At 64.9% G+C, this 18,540-nt stretch carries 19 protein-coding genes; 5 read left to right on the top strand and 14 right to left on the bottom strand.

Going from position 1 to position 18,540, the window contains the following annotated elements; all coding sequences use genetic code 11:
• Positions 1-2 precede the first annotated feature (2 nt).
• The 7 genes from VFB18_RS04000 to VFB18_RS03970 all read right to left on the bottom strand — a co-directional run bounded on the left by VFB18_RS04000 (position 3) and on the right by VFB18_RS03970 (position 5,481).
• A complete protein-coding gene (locus VFB18_RS04000) occupies positions 3-587 on the bottom strand; it encodes a riboflavin synthase (protein ID WP_324971255.1) in 585 nt (194 codons plus the stop codon).
• Positions 560-1,693 carry a bifunctional diaminohydroxyphosphoribosylaminopyrimidine deaminase/5-amino-6-(5-phosphoribosylamino)uracil reductase RibD gene (gene ribD / locus VFB18_RS03995; protein ID WP_324971253.1) on the bottom strand — a complete coding sequence of 378 codons (1,134 nt, stop codon included), beginning with the start codon at positions 1,691-1,693 and terminating at the stop codon, positions 560-562. Before ribD ends, VFB18_RS04000 begins: the two co-directional genes overlap by 28 nt.
• Positions 1,694-1,715: 22 nt before the next feature.
• Complete coding sequence (gene nrdR / locus VFB18_RS03990; protein WP_324971250.1) at positions 1,716-2,243, bottom strand: transcriptional regulator NrdR; 528 nt, start codon at positions 2,241-2,243, stop codon at positions 1,716-1,718.
• Between the two features lie 41 nt (positions 2,244-2,284).
• The gene (gene glyA, locus VFB18_RS03985) at positions 2,285-3,595 is read right to left on the bottom strand and encodes a serine hydroxymethyltransferase (RefSeq protein ID WP_324971248.1); all 1,311 of its coding nucleotides are present in this window, start codon (positions 3,593-3,595) and stop codon (positions 2,285-2,287) included.
• Positions 3,596-3,794: 199 nt separating this feature from the next.
• Positions 3,795-4,601 carry a sulfite exporter TauE/SafE family protein gene (locus tag VFB18_RS03980; RefSeq protein ID WP_324971246.1) on the bottom strand — a complete coding sequence of 269 codons (807 nt, stop codon included), beginning with the start codon at positions 4,599-4,601 and terminating at the stop codon, positions 3,795-3,797.
• Positions 4,602-4,605: 4 nt separating this feature from the next.
• Entirely contained in the window at positions 4,606-5,124 is a 519-nt protein-coding gene (locus VFB18_RS03975) for a rhodanese family protein (protein WP_324971244.1), read from the bottom strand.
• A 39-nt stretch (positions 5,125-5,163) separates the two neighbouring features.
• The gene (locus VFB18_RS03970) at positions 5,164-5,481 is read right to left on the bottom strand and encodes a metalloregulator ArsR/SmtB family transcription factor (protein ID WP_324971242.1); all 318 of its coding nucleotides are present in this window, start codon (positions 5,479-5,481) and stop codon (positions 5,164-5,166) included.
• A 94-nt stretch (positions 5,482-5,575) separates the two neighbouring features.
• Here VFB18_RS03970 and VFB18_RS03965 point away from each other — a divergent pair, with 94 nt between their 5' ends.
• Positions 5,576-6,445, top strand: coding sequence for an MBL fold metallo-hydrolase (locus VFB18_RS03965; RefSeq protein ID WP_324971240.1), 870 nt, complete (start codon positions 5,576-5,578; stop codon positions 6,443-6,445).
• Positions 6,446-6,523: 78 nt separating this feature from the next.
• Here VFB18_RS03965 and VFB18_RS03960 read toward each other — a convergent pair whose 3' ends face one another.
• From VFB18_RS03960 to VFB18_RS03950, 3 genes are all read right to left on the bottom strand, one after another.
• Entirely contained in the window at positions 6,524-7,924 is a 1,401-nt protein-coding gene (locus tag VFB18_RS03960) for a L,D-transpeptidase family protein (RefSeq protein WP_324971238.1), read from the bottom strand.
• Between the two features lie 349 nt (positions 7,925-8,273).
• On the bottom strand, positions 8,274-8,783 hold the full coding sequence (gene ldtR, locus VFB18_RS03955; RefSeq protein WP_324971236.1) for a transcriptional regulator LdtR: 510 nt from the start codon (positions 8,781-8,783) through the stop codon (positions 8,274-8,276).
• 147 nt (positions 8,784-8,930) lie between these two features.
• Positions 8,931-10,001: an enoyl-CoA hydratase/isomerase family protein gene (locus VFB18_RS03950; protein WP_324971234.1), complete on the bottom strand. Its 1,071-nt coding sequence runs from the start codon at positions 9,999-10,001 to the stop codon at positions 8,931-8,933.
• A 180-nt stretch (positions 10,002-10,181) separates the two neighbouring features.
• Between VFB18_RS03950 and VFB18_RS03945 the strand changes: the two genes are divergently transcribed.
• Entirely contained in the window at positions 10,182-11,264 is a 1,083-nt protein-coding gene (locus VFB18_RS03945; protein WP_324971232.1) for an extensin family protein, read from the top strand.
• A gap of 88 nt (positions 11,265-11,352) precedes the next feature.
• Positions 11,353-12,420 (top strand): porphobilinogen synthase, encoded by a 1,068-nt coding sequence (hemB, locus tag VFB18_RS03940; protein WP_324971230.1) that lies wholly within the window; start codon positions 11,353-11,355, stop codon positions 12,418-12,420.
• A gap of 42 nt (positions 12,421-12,462) precedes the next feature.
• Here hemB and VFB18_RS03935 read toward each other — a convergent pair whose 3' ends face one another.
• Positions 12,463-13,086, bottom strand: a complete 624-nt coding sequence (locus tag VFB18_RS03935) for a family 16 glycoside hydrolase (RefSeq protein ID WP_324971228.1) — start codon at positions 13,084-13,086, stop codon at positions 12,463-12,465.
• A 238-nt stretch (positions 13,087-13,324) separates the two neighbouring features.
• On the opposite strand from VFB18_RS03935, the gene VFB18_RS03930 reads away from it, so the two are divergent.
• Positions 13,325-13,819 carry an RDD family protein gene (locus VFB18_RS03930; RefSeq protein WP_324971226.1) on the top strand — a complete coding sequence of 165 codons (495 nt, stop codon included), beginning with the start codon at positions 13,325-13,327 and terminating at the stop codon, positions 13,817-13,819.
• A gap of 154 nt (positions 13,820-13,973) precedes the next feature.
• Entirely contained in the window at positions 13,974-14,714 is a 741-nt protein-coding gene (locus tag VFB18_RS03925) for an arginyltransferase (RefSeq protein WP_324971225.1), read from the top strand.
• Between the two features lie 90 nt (positions 14,715-14,804).
• Here the strand turns inward: VFB18_RS03925 and parC are convergent, their stop codons facing one another.
• The 3 genes from parC to recO all read right to left on the bottom strand — a co-directional run bounded on the left by parC (position 14,805) and on the right by recO (position 18,504).
• Positions 14,805-17,063: a DNA topoisomerase IV subunit A gene (gene parC / locus VFB18_RS03920; protein WP_324971223.1), complete on the bottom strand. Its 2,259-nt coding sequence runs from the start codon at positions 17,061-17,063 to the stop codon at positions 14,805-14,807.
• A 31-nt stretch (positions 17,064-17,094) separates the two neighbouring features.
• Positions 17,095-17,679 (bottom strand): CAP domain-containing protein, encoded by a 585-nt coding sequence (locus VFB18_RS03915; protein WP_324971221.1) that lies wholly within the window; start codon positions 17,677-17,679, stop codon positions 17,095-17,097.
• Positions 17,680-17,763: 84 nt separating this feature from the next.
• The gene (gene recO / locus VFB18_RS03910; RefSeq protein ID WP_324971219.1) at positions 17,764-18,504 is read right to left on the bottom strand and encodes a DNA repair protein RecO; all 741 of its coding nucleotides are present in this window, start codon (positions 18,502-18,504) and stop codon (positions 17,764-17,766) included.
• Positions 18,505-18,540 lie beyond the last annotated feature (36 nt).

The raw sequence follows: 18,540 nt of genomic DNA, 5'->3' as shown, positions 1-18,540 counted from the left end.
CTCTATTCGCGCAAGCGCGCCACGTAGCGCGCCAGGAGATCGACTTCAAGATTTACCAGATCGCCGGGCTTCCGGTCCTGCCAGGCAGTATGGGCAAGAGTGTATGGAATTATGTTTACACCGAAGCTCGCGCCGTTCACCTCGTTAACGGTGAGCGAAACACCATCGAGCGCGACCGAGCCCTTGGAAGCAATGAAGCGGGCGAGCCCGGGCGGCGCTTCGAGGACGAACCTGACGCTGTCGCCGTCTTGGATGCGCTCGAGGATCATCGCCGGGGCGTCGACATGGCCGGTGACGATATGTCCGCCGAGCTCCTCGCCCAGCGCAAGCGGGCGCTCGAGATTGATGCGGCGACCTTCCTTCCAGGTGAACAGGGTGGTGCGCGCAAGCGTCTCGTTCGAGGCTTCGACGGAAACGACCGCGCCCTTTTTGGCCTTGTTCACGTCAGTGAGGGTGAGGCAGCAACCGTCGCAGGCGAGCGAGTCGCCCTCCTTCAGGCTTTTGTGCTTGTAGCCGCAGGCGATGGCAAAGCGCCCGCCCTTGACCGCGACCACCTCGCCTATGTCGGTGACAATACCGGTGAACATCGCGCCTTCCGACGAAACCACGTCATCCGGTCTTGGCCGAATGCGCGGGATTGGACTTGCGTGAAATGACCGCTTCCCGTCAGCCGATCAAGCCCTTCGGTGACGAAAGGCTTGAGAGCTTCGGCACCGGCGGGTTCCGGCCCTCTATAGATGACGGCTTCGTCGATGAGGTCGGCATCGAGCAGAGCGCGGGCGACAGACGGACCGCCTTCGACGAGCACGCGGGTAAGGCCGCGATGGGCAAGCGTCTCGAGCACGTCCCGAAGAGCGAGCAGCCCATGCTCGTCAACGGGCACCGCCACAATCTCGGCGCCGCGATCTTGAAGGGCGTCGGTGTTGGGGTGCTCCTCGTCGGCCGCGCAGACGAGCCAGACCGGCACCATGAGGTCGTCGAAGATCTGTGACTCAGGGGGCGTGCGCAAACGCCGATCGAGAACGACGCGCACCGGCGAGCGGCAGGCCATGCCGGGGAGCCGGCAGGTAAGGCTCGGATTGTCGGCGAGGATGGTGCCGCGGCCGACCATGATCGCGTCGCACCTTGCGCGCAAGAGGTGAGCGTGCGCCCTCGCATCGGGGCCGGTGATCCATACCGGAGCGCCGTTGCCTTTCGGCACGAGCCCATCCGAGCCTACGGCAAGCTTCAGGACGACGGCCGGGCGCCCTTCGCTGACCCGCATGAAGTGACCTAGCGAGACAGCGCAGGCTTCCTCGGCGAGGACGCCTTCCCTGACCTCGATGCCGGCTTCGAGAAGCCGCGCGACGCCTCCGCCGTCCGTGCGCGGATCGGGATCCCTCAGGGCTATAACGGCGCGCGCGAGCCGGGCTTTCGCAACGGCGTCGGCGCAGGCCGGCCCCCTGCCCCCGGCATGGGCGCACGGCTCGAGCGTCACGTAGAGCGTGGCGCCTGCCGAGGCCGCGCCTGCATGTTCGAGTGCAATCGCTTCCGCATGCGGGCGGCCTCCCGGCGCGGTCCATCCGCGCCCCAGGACCTCGCCTGACGGCGCCACGACGATCGCGCCGACCGACGGGTTCGGCCACGTGGTGCCAAGGCCCCGCCTCGCCAACAGAAGCGCTTGCGCCATGTGATCTTCGTCGCTCGCGCTCATGGGGGAGATGTAGGGGCTCGCGCTAATCTTCGGCAGAGGCCGGGGCCTTACCGGCTTTCGCGTTGCCGGTGGCATCCTCGTCCTCGGCGCTATCGCCCTCGGTCCCGGCGAGCTCTCCGAGCAAGACCTCGAAATCCTTGGCCTCGCGGAAATTCTTGTACACCGAGGCGAAACGCACATAGGCGACGTCGTCGAGGCCCTTGAGCGCTTCCATCACCAGCCGGCCGATGGTTTCCGACTGGATCTCGTTCTCGCCCATGTTCTCGAGCCGGCGCACGATGCCGCTCACCATGCGCTCGACCCGCTCGGGATCGACCGGACGCTTTCGGAGCGCAATCTGCACCGAGCGCATCAGCTTGTCGCGGTCGAAGGGCATGCGCCGTCCGCTGCGCTTGATCACTGTAAGCTCGCGAAGCTGGACGCGCTCGAAGGTGGTGAAGCGGCCGCCGCAATCGGCACAGACGCGGCGGCGCCTGATCGTGCTGTGATCCTCGCTAGGCCGCGAGTCCTTCACTTGCGTGTTGGTGCTGCCGCAATAGGGGCATCGCATGAGCGAGCGCCCTCCCTTTCTTCACCCTCACGCGCGCGAGACTAGCGGCCGTAGATCGGAAAGCGCTCGCACAGCTCGAGCGCGCGCTTCTTGACGCTCGCCTCGACGGTGCCGTTACCGGCATCGCCGTTGGCGGCGAGACCGTCGAGAACCTCGATGATCATGCCGCCGATCTCCTGGAACTCGCCGATGCCGAAACCGCGCGTGGTCCCGGCGGGAGAACCGAGGCGGATGCCGGAGGTGACCATGGGCTTCTCCGGGTCGAACGGCACGCCGTTCTTGTTGCAAGTGATGTTGGCCCGCCCGAGAGCGACCTCGGCAGCCTTGCCGGTGAGCTTTTTCGGCCTGAGATCGACGAGCATCAGATGCGTGTCGGTGCCGCCCGAGACGAGCGCCAACCCGCCTTTGACCAGCGTCTCGCCGAGCGCCTTGGCGTTGTCGCAGACGTTCTTGATGTAGAGCTTGTAGTCGGGCTTGAGCGCCTCGCCGAAGGCGACGGCCTTGGCGGCGATGATGTGCATCAAGGGTCCGCCCTGAAGTCCGGGGAACACCGCCGAGTTGATCTTCTTGCCGATCTCCTCGTCGTTCGACAGCACCATGCCGGCGCGCGGGCCCCGCAGCGTCTTGTGCGTCGTGGTGGTGACGACGTGGGCGTGCGGCAGTGGGCTCGGATGAAGGCCTGCGGCGACGAGGCCGGCGAAATGCGCCATGTCGACCATGAGGAGCGCGCCGACGGAATCGGCGATCTGACGGAAGCGCGGGAAATCGATGATGCGCGGATAGGCCGAGCCGCCGGCGATGATGAGGGCCGGCTTGTGCTCCTTGGCGAGCCGCTCGACCTCGTCATAGTCGATGCGGTTGTCGGTCTTGGTCACGCCGTATTGGACGGCGTTGAACCACTTGCCGGACAGGTTCGGCGCGGCCCCGTGGGTGAGATGGCCGCCATGGGCGAGCGACATGCCGAGAATGGTGTCGCCGGGCTTCAACAGCGCGAGCATCACCGACTGATTTGCCTGGCTGCCCGAATGGGGCTGGACGTTGGCGAAGGCGCAGTTGAACAGGCGCTTGGCGCGGTCGATGGCGAGCTGCTCGACCACATCGACATATTGGCAGCCGCCGTAGTAGCGCTTGCCGGGATAACCTTCGGCATATTTGTTGGTGAGGAGCGTGCCGGCGGCATCGAGCACGGCCTGCGAGACGATGTTCTCCGAGGCGATCAGCTCGATCTCGTGCTGCTGGCGGTCGAACTCGTGCTCGATCGCGCTGAAGACCTCCGGGTCCGCGTCCGCCAGATGCTTGGTGAAAAAGCCGCTTCCGCGCGCCTCGGCACGCCTCGCATCACTTGCCGTCATGGCTACTGCTCCTTGAGCTCAAACAACGTCCCCTCTCGGTGGGGGCGCATTCTGGTCCTCGGGATATGCAAAACCGGGGAGGCACGCCTCTCGCCGTTCGGCTGGCTCTACCATATGTCGTCTGGCCGCGCCAGCAACACTCAAGTTTTGGAACAAGCCTCACGGTATGGCGGAAGGGCTCGGAATCCAACGACTTGGTCTAGCTCGTGGCGAGCAGCCTCATCAGGCCTGTGGCGCCGACATAGAGCCCGGCGGCGATCACAACCCCAGCAAAGATGACGGCGAGCGCCCGCCTGTGCGTGGCGAGCCGCACATTGGCGCGGGTGCCGATCAGGGTGCCGGCGATGCCGCCGACGATGACGAGCGCCGCGAGGCGCCAATCGACCAGACCCGACGTGGCGTAGCTTGCGGCGGTGGCGAGCCCGAAGGCGGTGACGGCAACGAGCGAGGTGCCGATCGCGTTTTGCAGCGCCATTCCGGTTGCAAGCACGAGCCCCGGCACGATCAGGAAACCGCCGCCGATGCCGAAGAAGCCGGACAGAAGCCCGACCCCCGCGCCGATGGCGATGAGCCGCGGCAGGAGATGGGCGGCACTCTCCGGCGTGAGCCTCACGTCGTGAGCGGTGAGCTTCGGCTTGAAGGTCAGCATGTAGACGCCGATGGCGATCATGACCAAGCCGAACAGGGCGAGAAGCTCGGTCCCATCAAGCCGCTTGCCGAGGCTTGCTCCGGCGAACGCGCCGGCGGCGCCCGCCGCGGTGAACACCAGCGCACAGGGCCATTTCACCGTGCCGAGCCGGGCGTGACTTGCAAGCCCCCAGGCGGCATTGAGGGCGACGGCGATCGCCGAGGAGCCGATGGCGACGTGAGCCGACGGCACGCCGACGAGGTAGACGAGGAGCGGGACGGCAAGCACTGAGCCTCCTCCTCCGATCAGCCCGAGCGTCAGCCCGACGACGGCGCCGGAGGAAAGGAGGAGCAGGACGGGAACGAGGCCAAGGGCCATCGCCTCAGGCCTTGGCCGGAACGCGGTTCCAGGGCATCAGCGCAAGGAGCTTGGCGAGCCCGCAAAAACCGCTCACCCCGGCAAAGACGAGGCCGGCGCCGATCAGGCCCGAAAACGCATAGAAGGCGGAGTCTACGACGGCGCCGAGCAGGACACCGGCAAGCACCAGGCCGCCGGCCGCGATCATCACCTGGCGGTTGAGCTCGATCGGCCGGCTCTTGTCGAGGACCACAGGAAGGCCGGCCTGCTTCCAGCCTTCGATGCCGCCCTCGACGATATAGGCCTCGCATCGAGCGGCTTGCCGCAGGCGTTCGGCGTTATCGGCGGTGCGCTTGCCGGCGCGGCAATGAAAGATCACGGGAGCTGTGACGCCTGTAAGGCCGTCGAGCGCGGTCAAGGGCACGTTGCGAGCGCCCGCAATGTACTCGCGGGCATGCTCATCCCGTTCGCGAATGTCAACCAGCGTTGCCCCTTGCGTCATGAGGCGCTTGGCTTCGGTCGGAGTGATAATGGGAAGGCTCATCATGGGTCTCCTGCCCGCGTCATGCGGGAAAAAATCGGTTCAATTTTCGCTGCAATAGAGCTTCTGCAGATAGCCGAGCAGAAGCTCGGTGCGCCGCTCGGCGACCCGGTACCAGAGCGTCTGCCCGTCGCGCCGGAAGGTGACGATGCCCTCCTCGCGCATCTTGGCGAGGTGCTGCGAGGTGGCCGACTGCGACAGCCCCACCGCCTCGGCCAGCGAACCCACGCTCGCTTCGCCCCATTCCACCAATTTGCAGAGCAGCATCAGCCGCCGCTCGTTGGCGAGCGTGCGGAGAATATCGGCCACGAGGGTGGCGTTCGCTTCGAAGGTGGCAAGGTCGGCAGGGGCGCGCGGCATCTCGGCGTTCCTTTGTATTAGCTATTGCTAATTTAGTGTCGACTAATATATATGTCAACAAGGATCTGCAAGAGCAACAAGAGGAGCACCTGCAATGACCGTGGTTCCCACCATCAAGGCCTTCTTCGACGAGCGCACCAATACGATCAGCTATCTGGTCGCCGATCCGGCCACCAGGCGCGCGGCGATCGTCGATCCGGTGCTCGACTACGACCATGCCAGCGGCAAAGCCGCGACCAAGTCCGCCGATGCCATCCTCAAGGAGGCGGAGGCACTCGGTCTGACGATCGATTGGGTGCTCGAGACTCACGCCCATGCCGATCATCTGTCGGGCGCGCCCTACATCAAGCTCAAGACCGGCGCCAAGGTCGGCATCGGCGAGCATATCCGCGACGTGCAGAAGATCTTCCGCCCGGTGTTCAACGCGACCGACGTCAAAGGCGACGGCAGCGAGTTCGACCGTCTTTTCGCCGACGGAGAGCGCTTCAATCTCGGCGCGATCGAGGTCGAGGTGATGCACGTGCCGGGGCACACCCCTGCCGACATAGCGTACCGAATCGGCGATGCCGTGTTCGTCGGCGATACGCTGTTCATGCCGGACTTCGGCACGGCCCGCGCCGACTTCCCCGGCGGCAACGCGCGGGCGCTTTACCGCTCGATCAAGCGGCTGCTCTCACTCCCGCCCAAGACGCGCCTCTTCATGTGCCATGACTACAAGGCGCCCGGCCGCGACCACTATGCGTGGGAGACGACGGTGGCCGAAGAGCGCGCCAGCAACAGGCACGTCAAGGACGGGATCAGCGAGGACGAGTTCGTCGCCATGCGTGAGGCGCGCGACTCGACGCTTGCCGCGCCCGAGCTGCTCATGCCGTCGATCCAGGTGAACATGCGCGCGGGCAAGCTTCCGCCGGCCGATGAGAACGGCGTGCGCTATCTCAAGATTCCGGTGAAGCTCGTCGCCTAGGGGAGGCAGGTCTGAACTTATGAAAAAGGCCGTCCGGTTCTCGGCCGGGCGGCCCCCTTCTTGCGCGGTGCTCAGCGCTCAGTTGACCGAGGCCGTCTCGCCGCTGCCGTTGTCCAGATTGTAGATGTCGGGACGGAACTGCACGGTCCCGTCCGGCGTGGCCCAGGCGCTCACATAAGTGAAATAGACCGGGATCTGCTTCACCAGCTTGACGTCGATCTGCTCGCCCGACTGCTTCACCGCCATGATACGCTGCATGTTCCAGCCGCCGGTGTCCTGCAAGATCCAGTCGACGAGCGTTTCGATCGCGTTGACGCGGACGCAGCCGGAACTCTCGTAGCGCACCGAGCGCCCGAACAGGCTCTTGAGCGGCGTGTCATGCATGTAGACCGAGTCCTTGTTCGGGAAGTTGATCTTCACGAAGCCGAGCGAGTTCTGGTCCCAGGGAAGCTGGCGGAACTGATAGTTGTAAACCTCCTGGCCGAACCAATTGATCTGGTTGGAGGCGATCGGGTTTCCCGCGGCGTCGAAGGCCTGCATGTGGTAGGCGGCGAGCATATCCTGATTGCGGCGGGCGAATTCCTGCGCCTTCGGCACCAGGTCCTTGTAGATGATGCTCTTCGGCACGTACCAGAACGGATTGAAGTTGATCTCCTGAATCTTGCTCGAGAGCTCGGGCGTGGGCCGCTCGGGCTTGCCGACGACGGCGGCGTGGCGCTGCACCACCTGGCCCGCGTCGACCGCTTCGACCTGAGCCGCCGGAATGTTGACCATGACGTAGCGGGGGGCCGCGGCGGCGGAAAGCGTCTGGAGGCGCTTCAGATTGGCCTCGAGCTGAGCGAGTCTGACCGAAGCCGGCACGTTGAGCGCCTCGATCATCGCACGCGTGTCGATCACGCCCGTCGGCGGCAGGCCGTGGCGGGCCTGGAATTTCTTCACCGCCGCCACGACGGCTGCGTCGTACTCCTCGGGCACGCTCATGCCGACGAGGTCGCCGCTGATCTCGAGCCTACGATGCAAGACCACGATTTCGGGTCCGGTGCTTCCGGGCCGCATGACTTTGGCGGGCACCATCGGCCAGCCACCGTTCGCCACGATGGCGCGATATTTTGCGATTGCCGCTTGCGTCGCTGCGATATTGGCCTTGGCGAGCGTCGGCGTGCCGAGCGGGGGATTGAGAATCCAGGCCTGCGTCGCCGCATCGAATTCGTCGGGGGGCAGCTCATCGCCGTGGAAGGCCTGAGAGCCGGGCTGCTGGGGCCCGCGCGGTTTGCCGCCGCCGAACAGGCCGCCGCCGAACAGGCCCGGTCCGGCATAGCCGTCGTCGCCCCCGCCTCCGCCCTGATTGCCTTGCGGGCCCTTCATCCAGGAGAAGAGGCCGGCGCTCGAAGGCTCGACGCTCGACATGAGCAGCGCCGCGGCAAGCCCCGCCGTGGCGAGGATGGGCCCGCCCTTCAAGAAAGTTCTGAATGTCAGCATATGCCGCTCCCCGTGGTCTCGCGGCCGTCTTTCCCGCGCCAACTATAAGCGCATCCACGTCATCGCTCTAGAGCAATGAATTGCGATTCTTTCACAATTCATCAATCTTCGGCGAGTTTCGGCAAGAATTTCCCCCCTGCCTCGCAGTCATCAGGACGAGACAAGGAAATTCGCCGCGGCGATGCCGCCAAAGCGCTTCGGTTGCTGTGGAAGAGGTAGCGCGTGAATGGGGCGATTTTTGGCTTAATCGCGCGGGAAGCGCGCCAAACGCCGGCGACCCGGCGGCATCGTGCCGCCGGGTCGGTGCGTAACGGATGGACGCGCGAGGCCTTAAAGGACGCGCGAGGTCTTAAAGCTGGTAGCGGATCTGATCGGTCCAGAAGCGCTCCAGCCTGATCAGAGCCTTGTTCAGCACTTCGAGGTCGTCCGCGCCAATGCCGCCCACCTGCTCGAGCGACTTCAGCTGGCGCTGATAGAGGCCGTTCACGACCTTGCACACCTCCTGCCCCTTTTCGGTCAGCCTCACGCGAACCGAGCGGCGGTCGGTGGTCGACCGCTGATGGTGGATGTAGCCGGCATCGACCAATTTCTTGAGATTGTACGAGACGTTAGAGCCGAGATAGTAGCCGCGGCTGGTGAGTTCGCCCGCGGTCAATTCGGCGTCGCCGATATTGTAAAGCAGCAGAGCCTGGACGCTGTTCACGTCGGAACGGCCCAGACGTTCAAATTCATCTTTGATGACGTCGAGCAGCAATCGATGCAGACGCTCGACAAGCTTCAGGCAAACCAGATAGCGACTCTTGATATCTTCTGCTTCGCCCGCACTGGTTTGCTTCCCTATATTCAGGGCTACACTCATCGCCTACCCTCGTTAGTTATTGTTAATCCCCAACTTTAGGCTGACTATAGGCGAAGCAACCTAAAATCCGCTTAAGCGAGACGCTTAAGATTGCATGAAATTCTAGAATTAAGTTTCGATGATGTTGTCGGGCGTTTGAGTGGAGAATCAGGCGACGAAGAAGCGTTCGGGCAACCGAAGCTCGTCCTCGAGCGGGGTGTCGAACATGCGCTCGATCGCTTCCTCGTCGACTTCGGCGAGGGTTGCGGGGCGCCATTCCGGCGCGCGGCCTTTGCCGGTGATACGCGCGGCCACGCCTTCGCGATAGTCGTGCATCTTGACGAGATGCGAGGCGAGCCGGAACTCGAGCCGCAGCGCCTCGTCGAGGTCGAGCGAACGCCCGAGCCGCATTTGCCTCAGAGCGACCTTGAGCGAGGTCGGCGACTTCTTGCGTATCTCGGCCGCGGTCTCGCATGCAAAGGCGGCATCCTCTCCCTCCTCCATGTCGAGGCGTTCGAGAATTTCCTCGACGGTCTGCGCCGAGAAGGCGCGATTGATCACCGGGCTATGCTTGACGAGATCGCCTTCGCCGGGATCGCGGTGCAGGCCGTCGAGCAGCCGGTCGACGGGATGGTTGTCGCTGATTGCATCCTTGATCACGCCGAAGCAGGACGAGGGAATGTAATGACTCGCGAGCTTAAGCCGGAAGGCTTCGGCGGGGCCGATGGCGCGGCCGGTGAGAGCGAGATAAGTGCCGATCCAACCGAGCAGGCGCGGCAGGACATAGGTGCTGCCGACGTCCGGCAAGAATCCAATGCCGACCTGCGGCATTGCGAATTTATAGCCTTCGGCTGCGACGCAATGGGTGCCGAACAGGCTGATGCCGACGCCGCCGCCGAAGCACAGTCCGTTGATCAACGGCACGTTCGGCCTGATGAAGGTCTCGAGCGTCCAGACTTGCGTGTAGGCCGCGCGATAGAAGCTGCGGATGGCCTCGAAGGCACCCTGTTCGGAGAGCTCGTGCAAGACCTTGAGGTCGCCGCCGCTCGAGAACACGGTGGGATGGGTCGATTGCATCACGACGCCATAGATGTGCGGCGCGGGGGCCCAGCGCCGGTAATGGGCGGTGAGCGCCTCGAACATTTCACGGTTCAGCGCGTTTAACCGCGAGGGCCGGTCGAGCGTGACCACACCCGCGCGGTCGATCTCCTCGAAGGTGATGCCCAGCGCTTCAGACACTTCAGTCACTTCAGTCACTTAGAAGACGCCCTTGATCGCAACCCCGTAGATGTCGGTCTCTGCCTTGAAAAGGCCCGCCTTGTCCCGGAAAGGCCAGTCGAGGGCAAAAGGCCCGGGGGCAGCTACCATCCAATCGCCGAAACCACAAGCTTTGGCGGAACGCCCATTGGACGAAAGATCATGACGCTTGGCCGTCTTAGCACCGGGCTTCTTGCGCTCCTCGCCGCGCTGCCGCTTGCCGCCCGGGCCGAGACCGATGCCGTGCCGCCGCTGCCGGAGCGGAAGCCGGCGCATGTCGAAGGCCCGGTATTGCCAGGCGATCAACCGACCGTCCCCTGGACCGAGGCCGAGATCGCCAAGGCGAAGGCCGACTGCGACAAGCTTCTCTCCGGCGTCGCGCTCGACTACGAGCCGCTTTCTCCTATCAAGGAGGGTCTTTGCGGGGCGCCTGCTCCGATCCTGGTGAAGTCGATCGGAAGCGACCCCAAGGTCGTGATCGATCCGCCCGCGACCATCAGCTGCCCCCTCGCCGCGGCCCTGTCCCGCTGGCTCAAGGACAAGGTCCAGCCGGAAGCGAAGGCCCGGCTCGGCACGGAGGTGGTCAAGCTCGCGAATGCCTCCTCCTATGTGTGCCGCAATCGCTATGGCGGCGCCGACACGCCGCTCAGCGAGCACGCGCTCGCCAATGCGCTCGATGTGTCAGACTTCGTGTTCGCCTCAGGCCAGCGCCTGACGGTGCTCGACAACTGGCCGGGAGTCGCTTCGGAGCCGGCCGCATCCGCGGCGAAGGAGGAGAAACCCTCTGCGGTGACGGGATCGATCACGACGGCGGCGCAAGCCACGACCCCGACGGCGCTGGTCGTCGCAGCGCGCGACGGCGCCGTCCTCCTCACCAGGATCAAGGCGAACCCGTTCGAGAAGCCGGCGCCCCCCGCCGTGGCCAAGCCCCCGGCGCCGCGGCCCGGGGCAGCCGCCGATGTCTCGGTTGCGGCTAAAGTAAAGAGCAATCCCTTCGTGGCACCAGCCGAGGCCGCAACGCCAAAAGCGGGCGCGCCCCGCGCTCAGCCTCCGCAAGCATTATCGCCGCAAGGCGAACAGACGGGGCAGACGCTCGCCGAGCGCGAAGCCCTCTTCATGAAGACCGTGCATGACGAAGCCTGCGGCGTGTTCGGCACGACGCTCGGTCCCGCCGCCAACGAGGCGCACAAGAACCACTTCCATCTCGACATGAAGGCGCGTCGCCACGCCGGTCTTTGCGATTAGGATGGCGGTCACCACATCGAGCGGGTAGCTGGAACGCTTCCGGCAAGGGTGGTAGCTTGCCGGCCGGCCGTTCGATGTGAGGACCAGCGTGGCAGCCCCGAAAGACAAACCCATTTCGCTCAGGACCGAGCGCGCCAAGCGTAGCGGCTTCAAGGCAGCCGAAGGCGCGCGGGCAGGCTTCCCGGCGACGAGGCTCCGTCGCAACCGCCGCTCGGACTGGACGCGCAGGCTGGTGCGCGAGAACACGCTCTCGACCGATGACCTGATCTGGCCGCTCTTCCTCATCGACGGCGACAAGAAGCGGACGCCCATCGCCGCCATGCCCGGGGTCGAGCGCCTCTCCATCGATCTCGCCGTCAAGGCGGCCGAAGAGGCGGCCACGCTCGGCATCCCGGCGATCGCGCTCTTTCCTTACACCGAGGCTTCGCTTCGCGACGAGACGGCGAGCGAGGCGGTCAACCCTACCAATCTCGTCTGCCGCGCTGTGCGGGCCATCAAGCGCGAGGTTCCCGATATCGGCATCATCTGCGACGTCGCTCTCGACCCCTATACCAGCCACGGCCATGACGGCGTGCTTGTCGATGGCGAGGTCGACAACGACCGGACGATCGAGGTGCTGGTGGCCCAGGCGCTGGTGCAGGCCGAGGCCGGCTGCGACATCCTCGCGCCTTCTGACATGATGGACGGGCGGATCGGCGCGATCAGGGCCGCACTCGAGGAGCACGGCTTTCCCAAGGCGCTGATCCTCGCTTATGCGGCGAAATACGCCTCGTCGTTCTACGGCCCGTTCCGCGACGCGGTGGGCTCAGGCGCCAAGCTCAAGGGCGACAAGCTTGGCTACCAGATGGACCCGGCCAACGGCGCCGAGGCCTTGCGCGAGGTCGCCCTCGACATTGCCGAGGGCGCCGACATGGTGATGGTCAAGCCGGGGCTCGCCTATCTCGACATTCTGTGGCGGGTGAAGGATGCCTTCCACGTTCCGACCTTTGTCTATCAGACCTCGGGCGAGTATTCGATGATGGTTGCGGCCGCGGAGCGCGGCTGGCTCGATCGCGACCGGGTGATGATGGAGAGCCTGATGGCCTGCAAACGGGCCGGCGCCGACGCCGTGTTCACTTATTTCGCGCCTGACGCGGCACGCAAGCTGAAGGGCTAGCCCGGGTGGCGAGGACGCAGCGAACAAGAGTCGTTCGCGCCGTCAATTGGTGACCTTCATGCTCTTGAAGACCACCTTGGCCTCTTTCTGCTTGTCGAAATTGTCACCTGACAAACCGAAACGCCACGCACTCTTGGGCGCCTGGCCGCGCACCTCGCGTACCTTGGTGCCGTTGATGTAGAAGGTGGCGCTGTTGCCGTTGGTCTTGACCCGCAGCGTGTTGGTGGCGCCGGGCAAGGTCTTGATCGCGGTCGAATCGACATTGGCGGCGATGGTGCCAAGCCATTTGCCGTCCTGCTTCCGCGCGATCCAGAACTTGCCGTTGTTGAGGATGCCGAACTGGAAGTAGGTGCGGTTGTCCTCGCCCCAGAACAAGAGCCCCGCGCCGAGGACCGGCTGATCGCCGTCCGGCCAGACCGTATCGGTACAAATGTCGGCGTCCTTGACCGTGAAGGTGACGTTCAGGTTCGACGACATATCGTCGGGCGGGAGCTTGAAGGTGAAGGCGCCGTCCTTGACCTCGATATTGTCCTTGAGCGACCAGCCGCCGGCGTCGTCCTGGAACTTGTCCTCGAAGATGACCTCCTGCCCTTCGCAGGCGCTCGCCCGGAATCCGGGAGCGACGCCTAGGATCAGAATCGCAAGCAACAGCAAGGGTCTTGGCATGGACGCTCCCCGTTAGTCTCTGCCTCACACGTCCTTCAGGGAAAATCCTTAACGTGTCGGCACGCCGTCGGCAACCTGGCGGTGGGACGAGATCTTTCGGCGACCCATCGAGCGCGCGAGGTTTCTGCGAAATCCGCCGCCGCAACGCTTGTTTGGAGGGCAGTCAACCACCATTTACTCGCCTCGTGACTGAACCTTGTCTTGAGAGCGGTGTTGAGCTCCGGGAAAGGATGACGAGATGAGTGAGCAAGAGACGCTTCCGCCCCGCCCGGGAAGCGATTTCGCCAATCAGCCCTTCGCCTACGATCCGGTGCGGCAGCCGGAATTGTTCGACGGCGTCATCTTCAAGCGCATCTTCGCCTTCATCATCGACGCCATCGTGATTACGCTGCTTACCGTGGCCGCCTATGTGGCGGTGGCGCTGCTCGGCATCATCACTCTAGGCCTTGCCTGGCTCCTGTTCGGGCTCGTGTTCCCGGCGGTCGGCCTCGGCTACAACGCGATCACGATCGGCGGCAAGAACTCGGCCACCATCGGCCAGCGCATGATGGGACTCGAGGTCCGCATGTGGTACGGCGGCAAGGTGACGCCGCTCGTTGCGGCCTTCCACGCGCTCCTGTTCTGGTTCTCCCTCGTTATTTTCTGCCCGATCCTGCTCTGGGCGCTGTTCGACGCCCGCAAGCGCTGCCTGCACGATATTCTCGCCGGCGTCCTGTTCATCAACCGGCCCTAGGGCCGTCATCAGCCGGCCGGATTACAGGGCTATTGTTGCGGAGTTCCACCAGGCTTGGGCGCCCGCCAACCCGCGTTCGTGCCCGATTGCGCGGGCTGGCGTTGATCCACTAAGCTTGCGGGAAAATGGGATCGGATTCGCCGGCCGTCGACACGTGACAGAGCACAAGAGCCACTTTCCGGAATTCTACATCACGGCGCCGCAGCCCTGTCCCTACCTGCCCGGCCGCCTCGAGCGGAAGCTGTTCACCCATCTGACCCGCGACAAGCCGCGCTTCCTCATTGACAATCTGCTGAAGGGCGGGTTCCGTCGGAGCCAGAACATCGCCTATATGCCCTATTGCGATTCCTGCTCGGCTTGCGTGCCGGTGCGCATCCTGGTCGACCAGTTCGTGCCGAGGCGCTCGCTCAGGCGCATCGCGCGGATCAACCGCGACCTCATTGCCACGCGCATGACGCCGGCGCCGAGCTCGGAGCAATATGCGCTGTTCCGCACCTATATCGACGCGCGCCACGCCGACGGCGGCATGGCCGAGATGTCGGTGCTCGACTATTCGCTGATGGTCGAGGACAGCGTGGTCGAGACCTTCGTCACCGAATATCGCATCCGTCCCGACCCGAACGGCGATGGCTCGTCGCCGCTTCTCGCCGTCTCGCTGTGCGACCGCCTGAGCGACGGCGTCTCGATGGTGTACAGCTTCTACGATCCGTACCAGAAGCACCGCAGCCTCGGCACCTATATGATCCTCGACCACGTCGAGTATGCGCGAAGCCAAGGCCAGCCCTTCGTCTATCTCGGCTACTGGATCGAGGGCTCGCGCAAGATGCGCTACAAGAACCGCTTTGAGCCGCAAGAGCGGCTTACCTCTAAGGGCTGGGTCCGGGCAGAGACCTGAAGCCAGAAGTCAGAATCCAGAATCCAGAATTTAGAGACCAGCGCGCGCGAGCACGCCTGCTGGTTTCTGGCCTTTCTGGCTTCCGGTTGGTTAGAACCGGGGGCCGAAGGAGTTCGACTTGGGGAAGCCGCGCGGCGGCAGCCGCCCGGCCTGAGCGCGCTCGCCCCACCACTCTCTGAGCTCCGCCGACGACAGGGTGAAGCTCCGCATAGCCGAGTCGAGGTAGGTCAGACCGTCCTTCTTGATGAAGGCCTTCACGTCGGCGAGTCCGCCGTCTTTGTAGCGCTGTAGTCTGACCCCCTTGCCGCGCGGCATCTCGGGAAGCTGGTTCAGCGGGAAAAGCAGAAGCTTCCGGTTGTCGCCGATGACGGCGATGCTGTCGCCCGCGGCCGGCGTGCACGCGACCGCCTCGCTGCCCGCGGGCACGTTCAACACCTGCTTGCCCTTGCGCGTCTGGGCGAGCACCTCGTCCTCCGGCACGATGAAGCCGTGACCGCTGGTCGCCGCGACGATGAGCTTCCGCCCCGGCTCGTGCACGAACAGCTCGACGGCGTCGTGGGCCTCCTCGATGTCGATCATCAGCCGGAACGGCTCTCCGTGGCCCCTGCCCCCCGGCAGCTTGTCGGCTGACAGCGAATAGAAGCGGCCGTTGGTGCAGAACAGGAGCAGCGTGTCCGTGGTCTGCGCCTTGACCGCGCGCTTCAGCCGGTCGCCCTCCTTGAAGGCGAGACTTGCGGTCTCGACCTGGTGTCCCTTGATGGTGCGGATCCAGCCCTTCTCGGACAAAATGACGGTGATCGGCTCCTTCTCGATCATCGCCTCGGCAAGCTCGATCTCCACGCCTTCGGGCGCCTCGGCGAAGCTCGTGCGCCGCTTGCCGAGCCCGGTTTTCTGGCCGAACTGATCCTTGAGCGCCTTGATCTCGTCGCCGATCGTTTTCCACTGCTTGTCCTCGGAGGCGAGCAGGGCTTTCAGCTCCTTGCGCTCCTTGGTCAGGTTGTCGTGCTCGCGCCTGATCTCGATCTCCTCGAGCTTGCGCAGCGAGCGCAGCCGCATGTTGAGGATGGCTTCGGCCTGGACGTCGGTGAGCTTGAAGGCCTTCATCAGCGCGGGCTTCGGCTCGTCCTTCTCGCGGATGATTTTGATGACCTTGTCGATGTTGAGGTAGACGATAAGGTAGCCGTCGAGCACCTCGAGCCGGTGATCGATCTTGGCGAGGCGGAACTTCGAGCGGCGGACGAGTACGACCTGGCGGTGGTCGAGCCACTCGCGCAAGGCCTGACGAAGCCCGAGCACGTTCGGCACCTTGCCGCGGGTCAGCACATTCATGTTGAGCGGAACGCGGGTCTCGAGCTCGGTCAGCTTGAACAGCGATTCCATGAGCAGCGTGGGGTCGACGCTGCGGCTCTTCGGCTCGAGCACGAGGCGCACTTCCTCGGTCGACTCGTCACGGACGTCGGCGAGCAATGGAAGCTTCTTCGCCTGGAGCAGCTCGGCGATGCGGGCGACGAGGCGCGCTTTCGGGATCTGGTAGGGGATCTCAGTGACGATAATCTGATAGGTGCCGCGCCCCGTATCCTCAGTGATCCAGCGGGCGCGCAGGCGGAAGCTTCCCCGCCCGGTCTTGTAAGCCTGAACGATCTGCTCGCGCGGATCGACGACCACCCCGCCGGTGGGAAAGTCGGGTCCGGGCACGAGCTCGACCAGCTTGTCGGCGGTGGCGTTGGGGAACTTGATCAGGTGCAGCGCCGCGTCGCACAGCTCGCCGACATTGTGCGGCGGGATATTGGTGGCCATGCCGACGGCGATGCCCGAGGCGCCGTTGGCGAGCAGATTAGGGAAGTTGGCCGGGAGCACCGCCGGCTCCTGCTCGCGGCCGTCGTAGTTGGGACGGAAGTCGACGGTATCCTCGTCGATGCCCTCGAGCAGCCGTGCCGCGACCTCGGTCAGGCGCGCCTCGGTGTAGCGCTCAGCCGCCGGGTTGTCCCCGTCGATATTGCCGAAATTGCCCTGCCCGTCGACCAGCGGATAGCGCACGGTGAAGTCCTGGGCGAGCCGCGCCAGCGCGTCGTAGATCGCCTGGTTGCCGTGGGGATGGAAGTTGCCCATGGTGTCGCCCACGATCTTGGCGCATTTCCGGAACTCGCCTTGCGGCGCGAGTCGCAGCTGCTGCATGGCGTAGAGCAGCCGGCGGTGCACGGGCTTCAGCCCGTCGCGCACGTCGGGCAGCGCGCGGTGCATGATGGTCGAGAGCGCGTAGGCGAGATAGCGTTGTTCGAGCGCCTCGCGCAGATCGACCGGCTCGATCGGCCCTTGCGAATCAGGCGGCGGGGTTATGCGCTTTCCCATAAGGGGCGCTTAGCGCATCGGGGCGCCGGGCTCAAGGCCGCGAAGGGTTGCGGTCGGGCAGAGGCGGCATAGGCTTCCGGTCGGGGAGCGGCGGCATCTCGTTCTCGGCCGTGTCATTTGATGCAGTTTGCACCGCCTTGAGGCAGGACGTGTCGATGAAAACCTGGATCTCCTGGTAGTACCATCGATTGCCGTGACGCCAGCCGGCCACCCCGACGCCGATTTCGGTCGATGCCGATCTGAGCGCCCGCTCATGCCCCGGCGAATGCTTCCAGAAACTCATTGCCGCCGCGGCGGCGGCCTCCGGCGAGGCCGGAGCTGGACGTGTCCACGACTCGTGCCAATTCTCGCCGCGGAACTTGCAGAACTTCGTGCCGCTTGCGCGCCAGCGCTGGAACGGGCTTCGCCCGTCGGCGCTGTGGCCTTGCCGCGCGGTCCTCGCAAGGTAGGCGGCATAGGCTTGCGCTTCCTCGCTCGCGCTCGGGTTCTCGCGCAAGGGCGGAAGGCCCTTGCCTTGCCGATAGGCGTTGGTCTCTTCGATGATGGCAGTCTTGGCGCTCGGAGGAATATCGAATTGCTGCGCGGAGGCGGGCAGCGCCGCGAACGATGCCGCCAAGCCGACCATCGGAGCGAAAGCATGACCCAACACCCGCATGCAACACTCGCGCGACAAGAACTCCGGCGAACATAACCTGGCTGCTCAGGCCAAGCGAGCGGCCGCTTGGGTCCGGCCGAGAAGCGAGATCAGCCGGTCGCGCGCTTGCGGCATGAGGAGACCGTGGGGCGCGAGCACGTCACGCTCGAGAAAATGACCCGTCAAGGCGAGGCCGGAAAGAATATCCGCATCGCTCGCGGCTGCGTCCTCATCCAACAGGAAGGCCGGCAGCCTGAGCAGCTTGCTCGCGTAAGGCTGTCCGGCGCCGCGCGACACCGCGCGTCCCGAGCGCGGCGAGACATAGGCGAGGTCGATGTCCTCGCCGGTCGCGGCACATTCGCTGAGATCGAGGCCGAAACCGAGATCGCCGAGGAGCTGAAGCTCCCAGCGGACGAGGAGCGCGGGCCAAAGCGCTGTGCGGTCGAGCGCGCGGAGCACGCCGAGCGCCGCCGCGTAGAGAGCTTGATGGGGGTCGCGCTCGGGCAGGAGCCGGGCGAGGCTCGCGAGCGTCGAGATCGCGGCAAGCGCGCGCGCATCGTCGAGCACGCGGGCGGCATGAGCCTCGATCAGCTCGACATTGAAGCCGCCGAGATGCTCGGCGAGCCGCGCGCGCCAGGTGACGCGAATGAGGTTGCCGGGCTGAAGCAGAGGGCGCATGCGGCGCGATCGCCCTCCCCGCACAAGACCGAGATGGCGGCCATGGCCGAGAGTGAGGACCTCGGCGACCATGTTCGCCTCGCCAAGCGGCTTCGCCGAGAGGAAGATGCCTTCGTCGCTCCAGTCCATGAGCCGAGCCTAGAGGCTTATGGCCTCAGCGCTCAA

Source organism: Methyloceanibacter sp. (genome assembly GCF_035650995.1).
GTDB lineage: Bacteria > Pseudomonadota > Alphaproteobacteria > Rhizobiales > Methyloligellaceae > Methyloceanibacter.
Note: the sequence above shows the minus strand (reverse complement) of the source record. Positions and strands in the feature narration are given on the sequence as shown.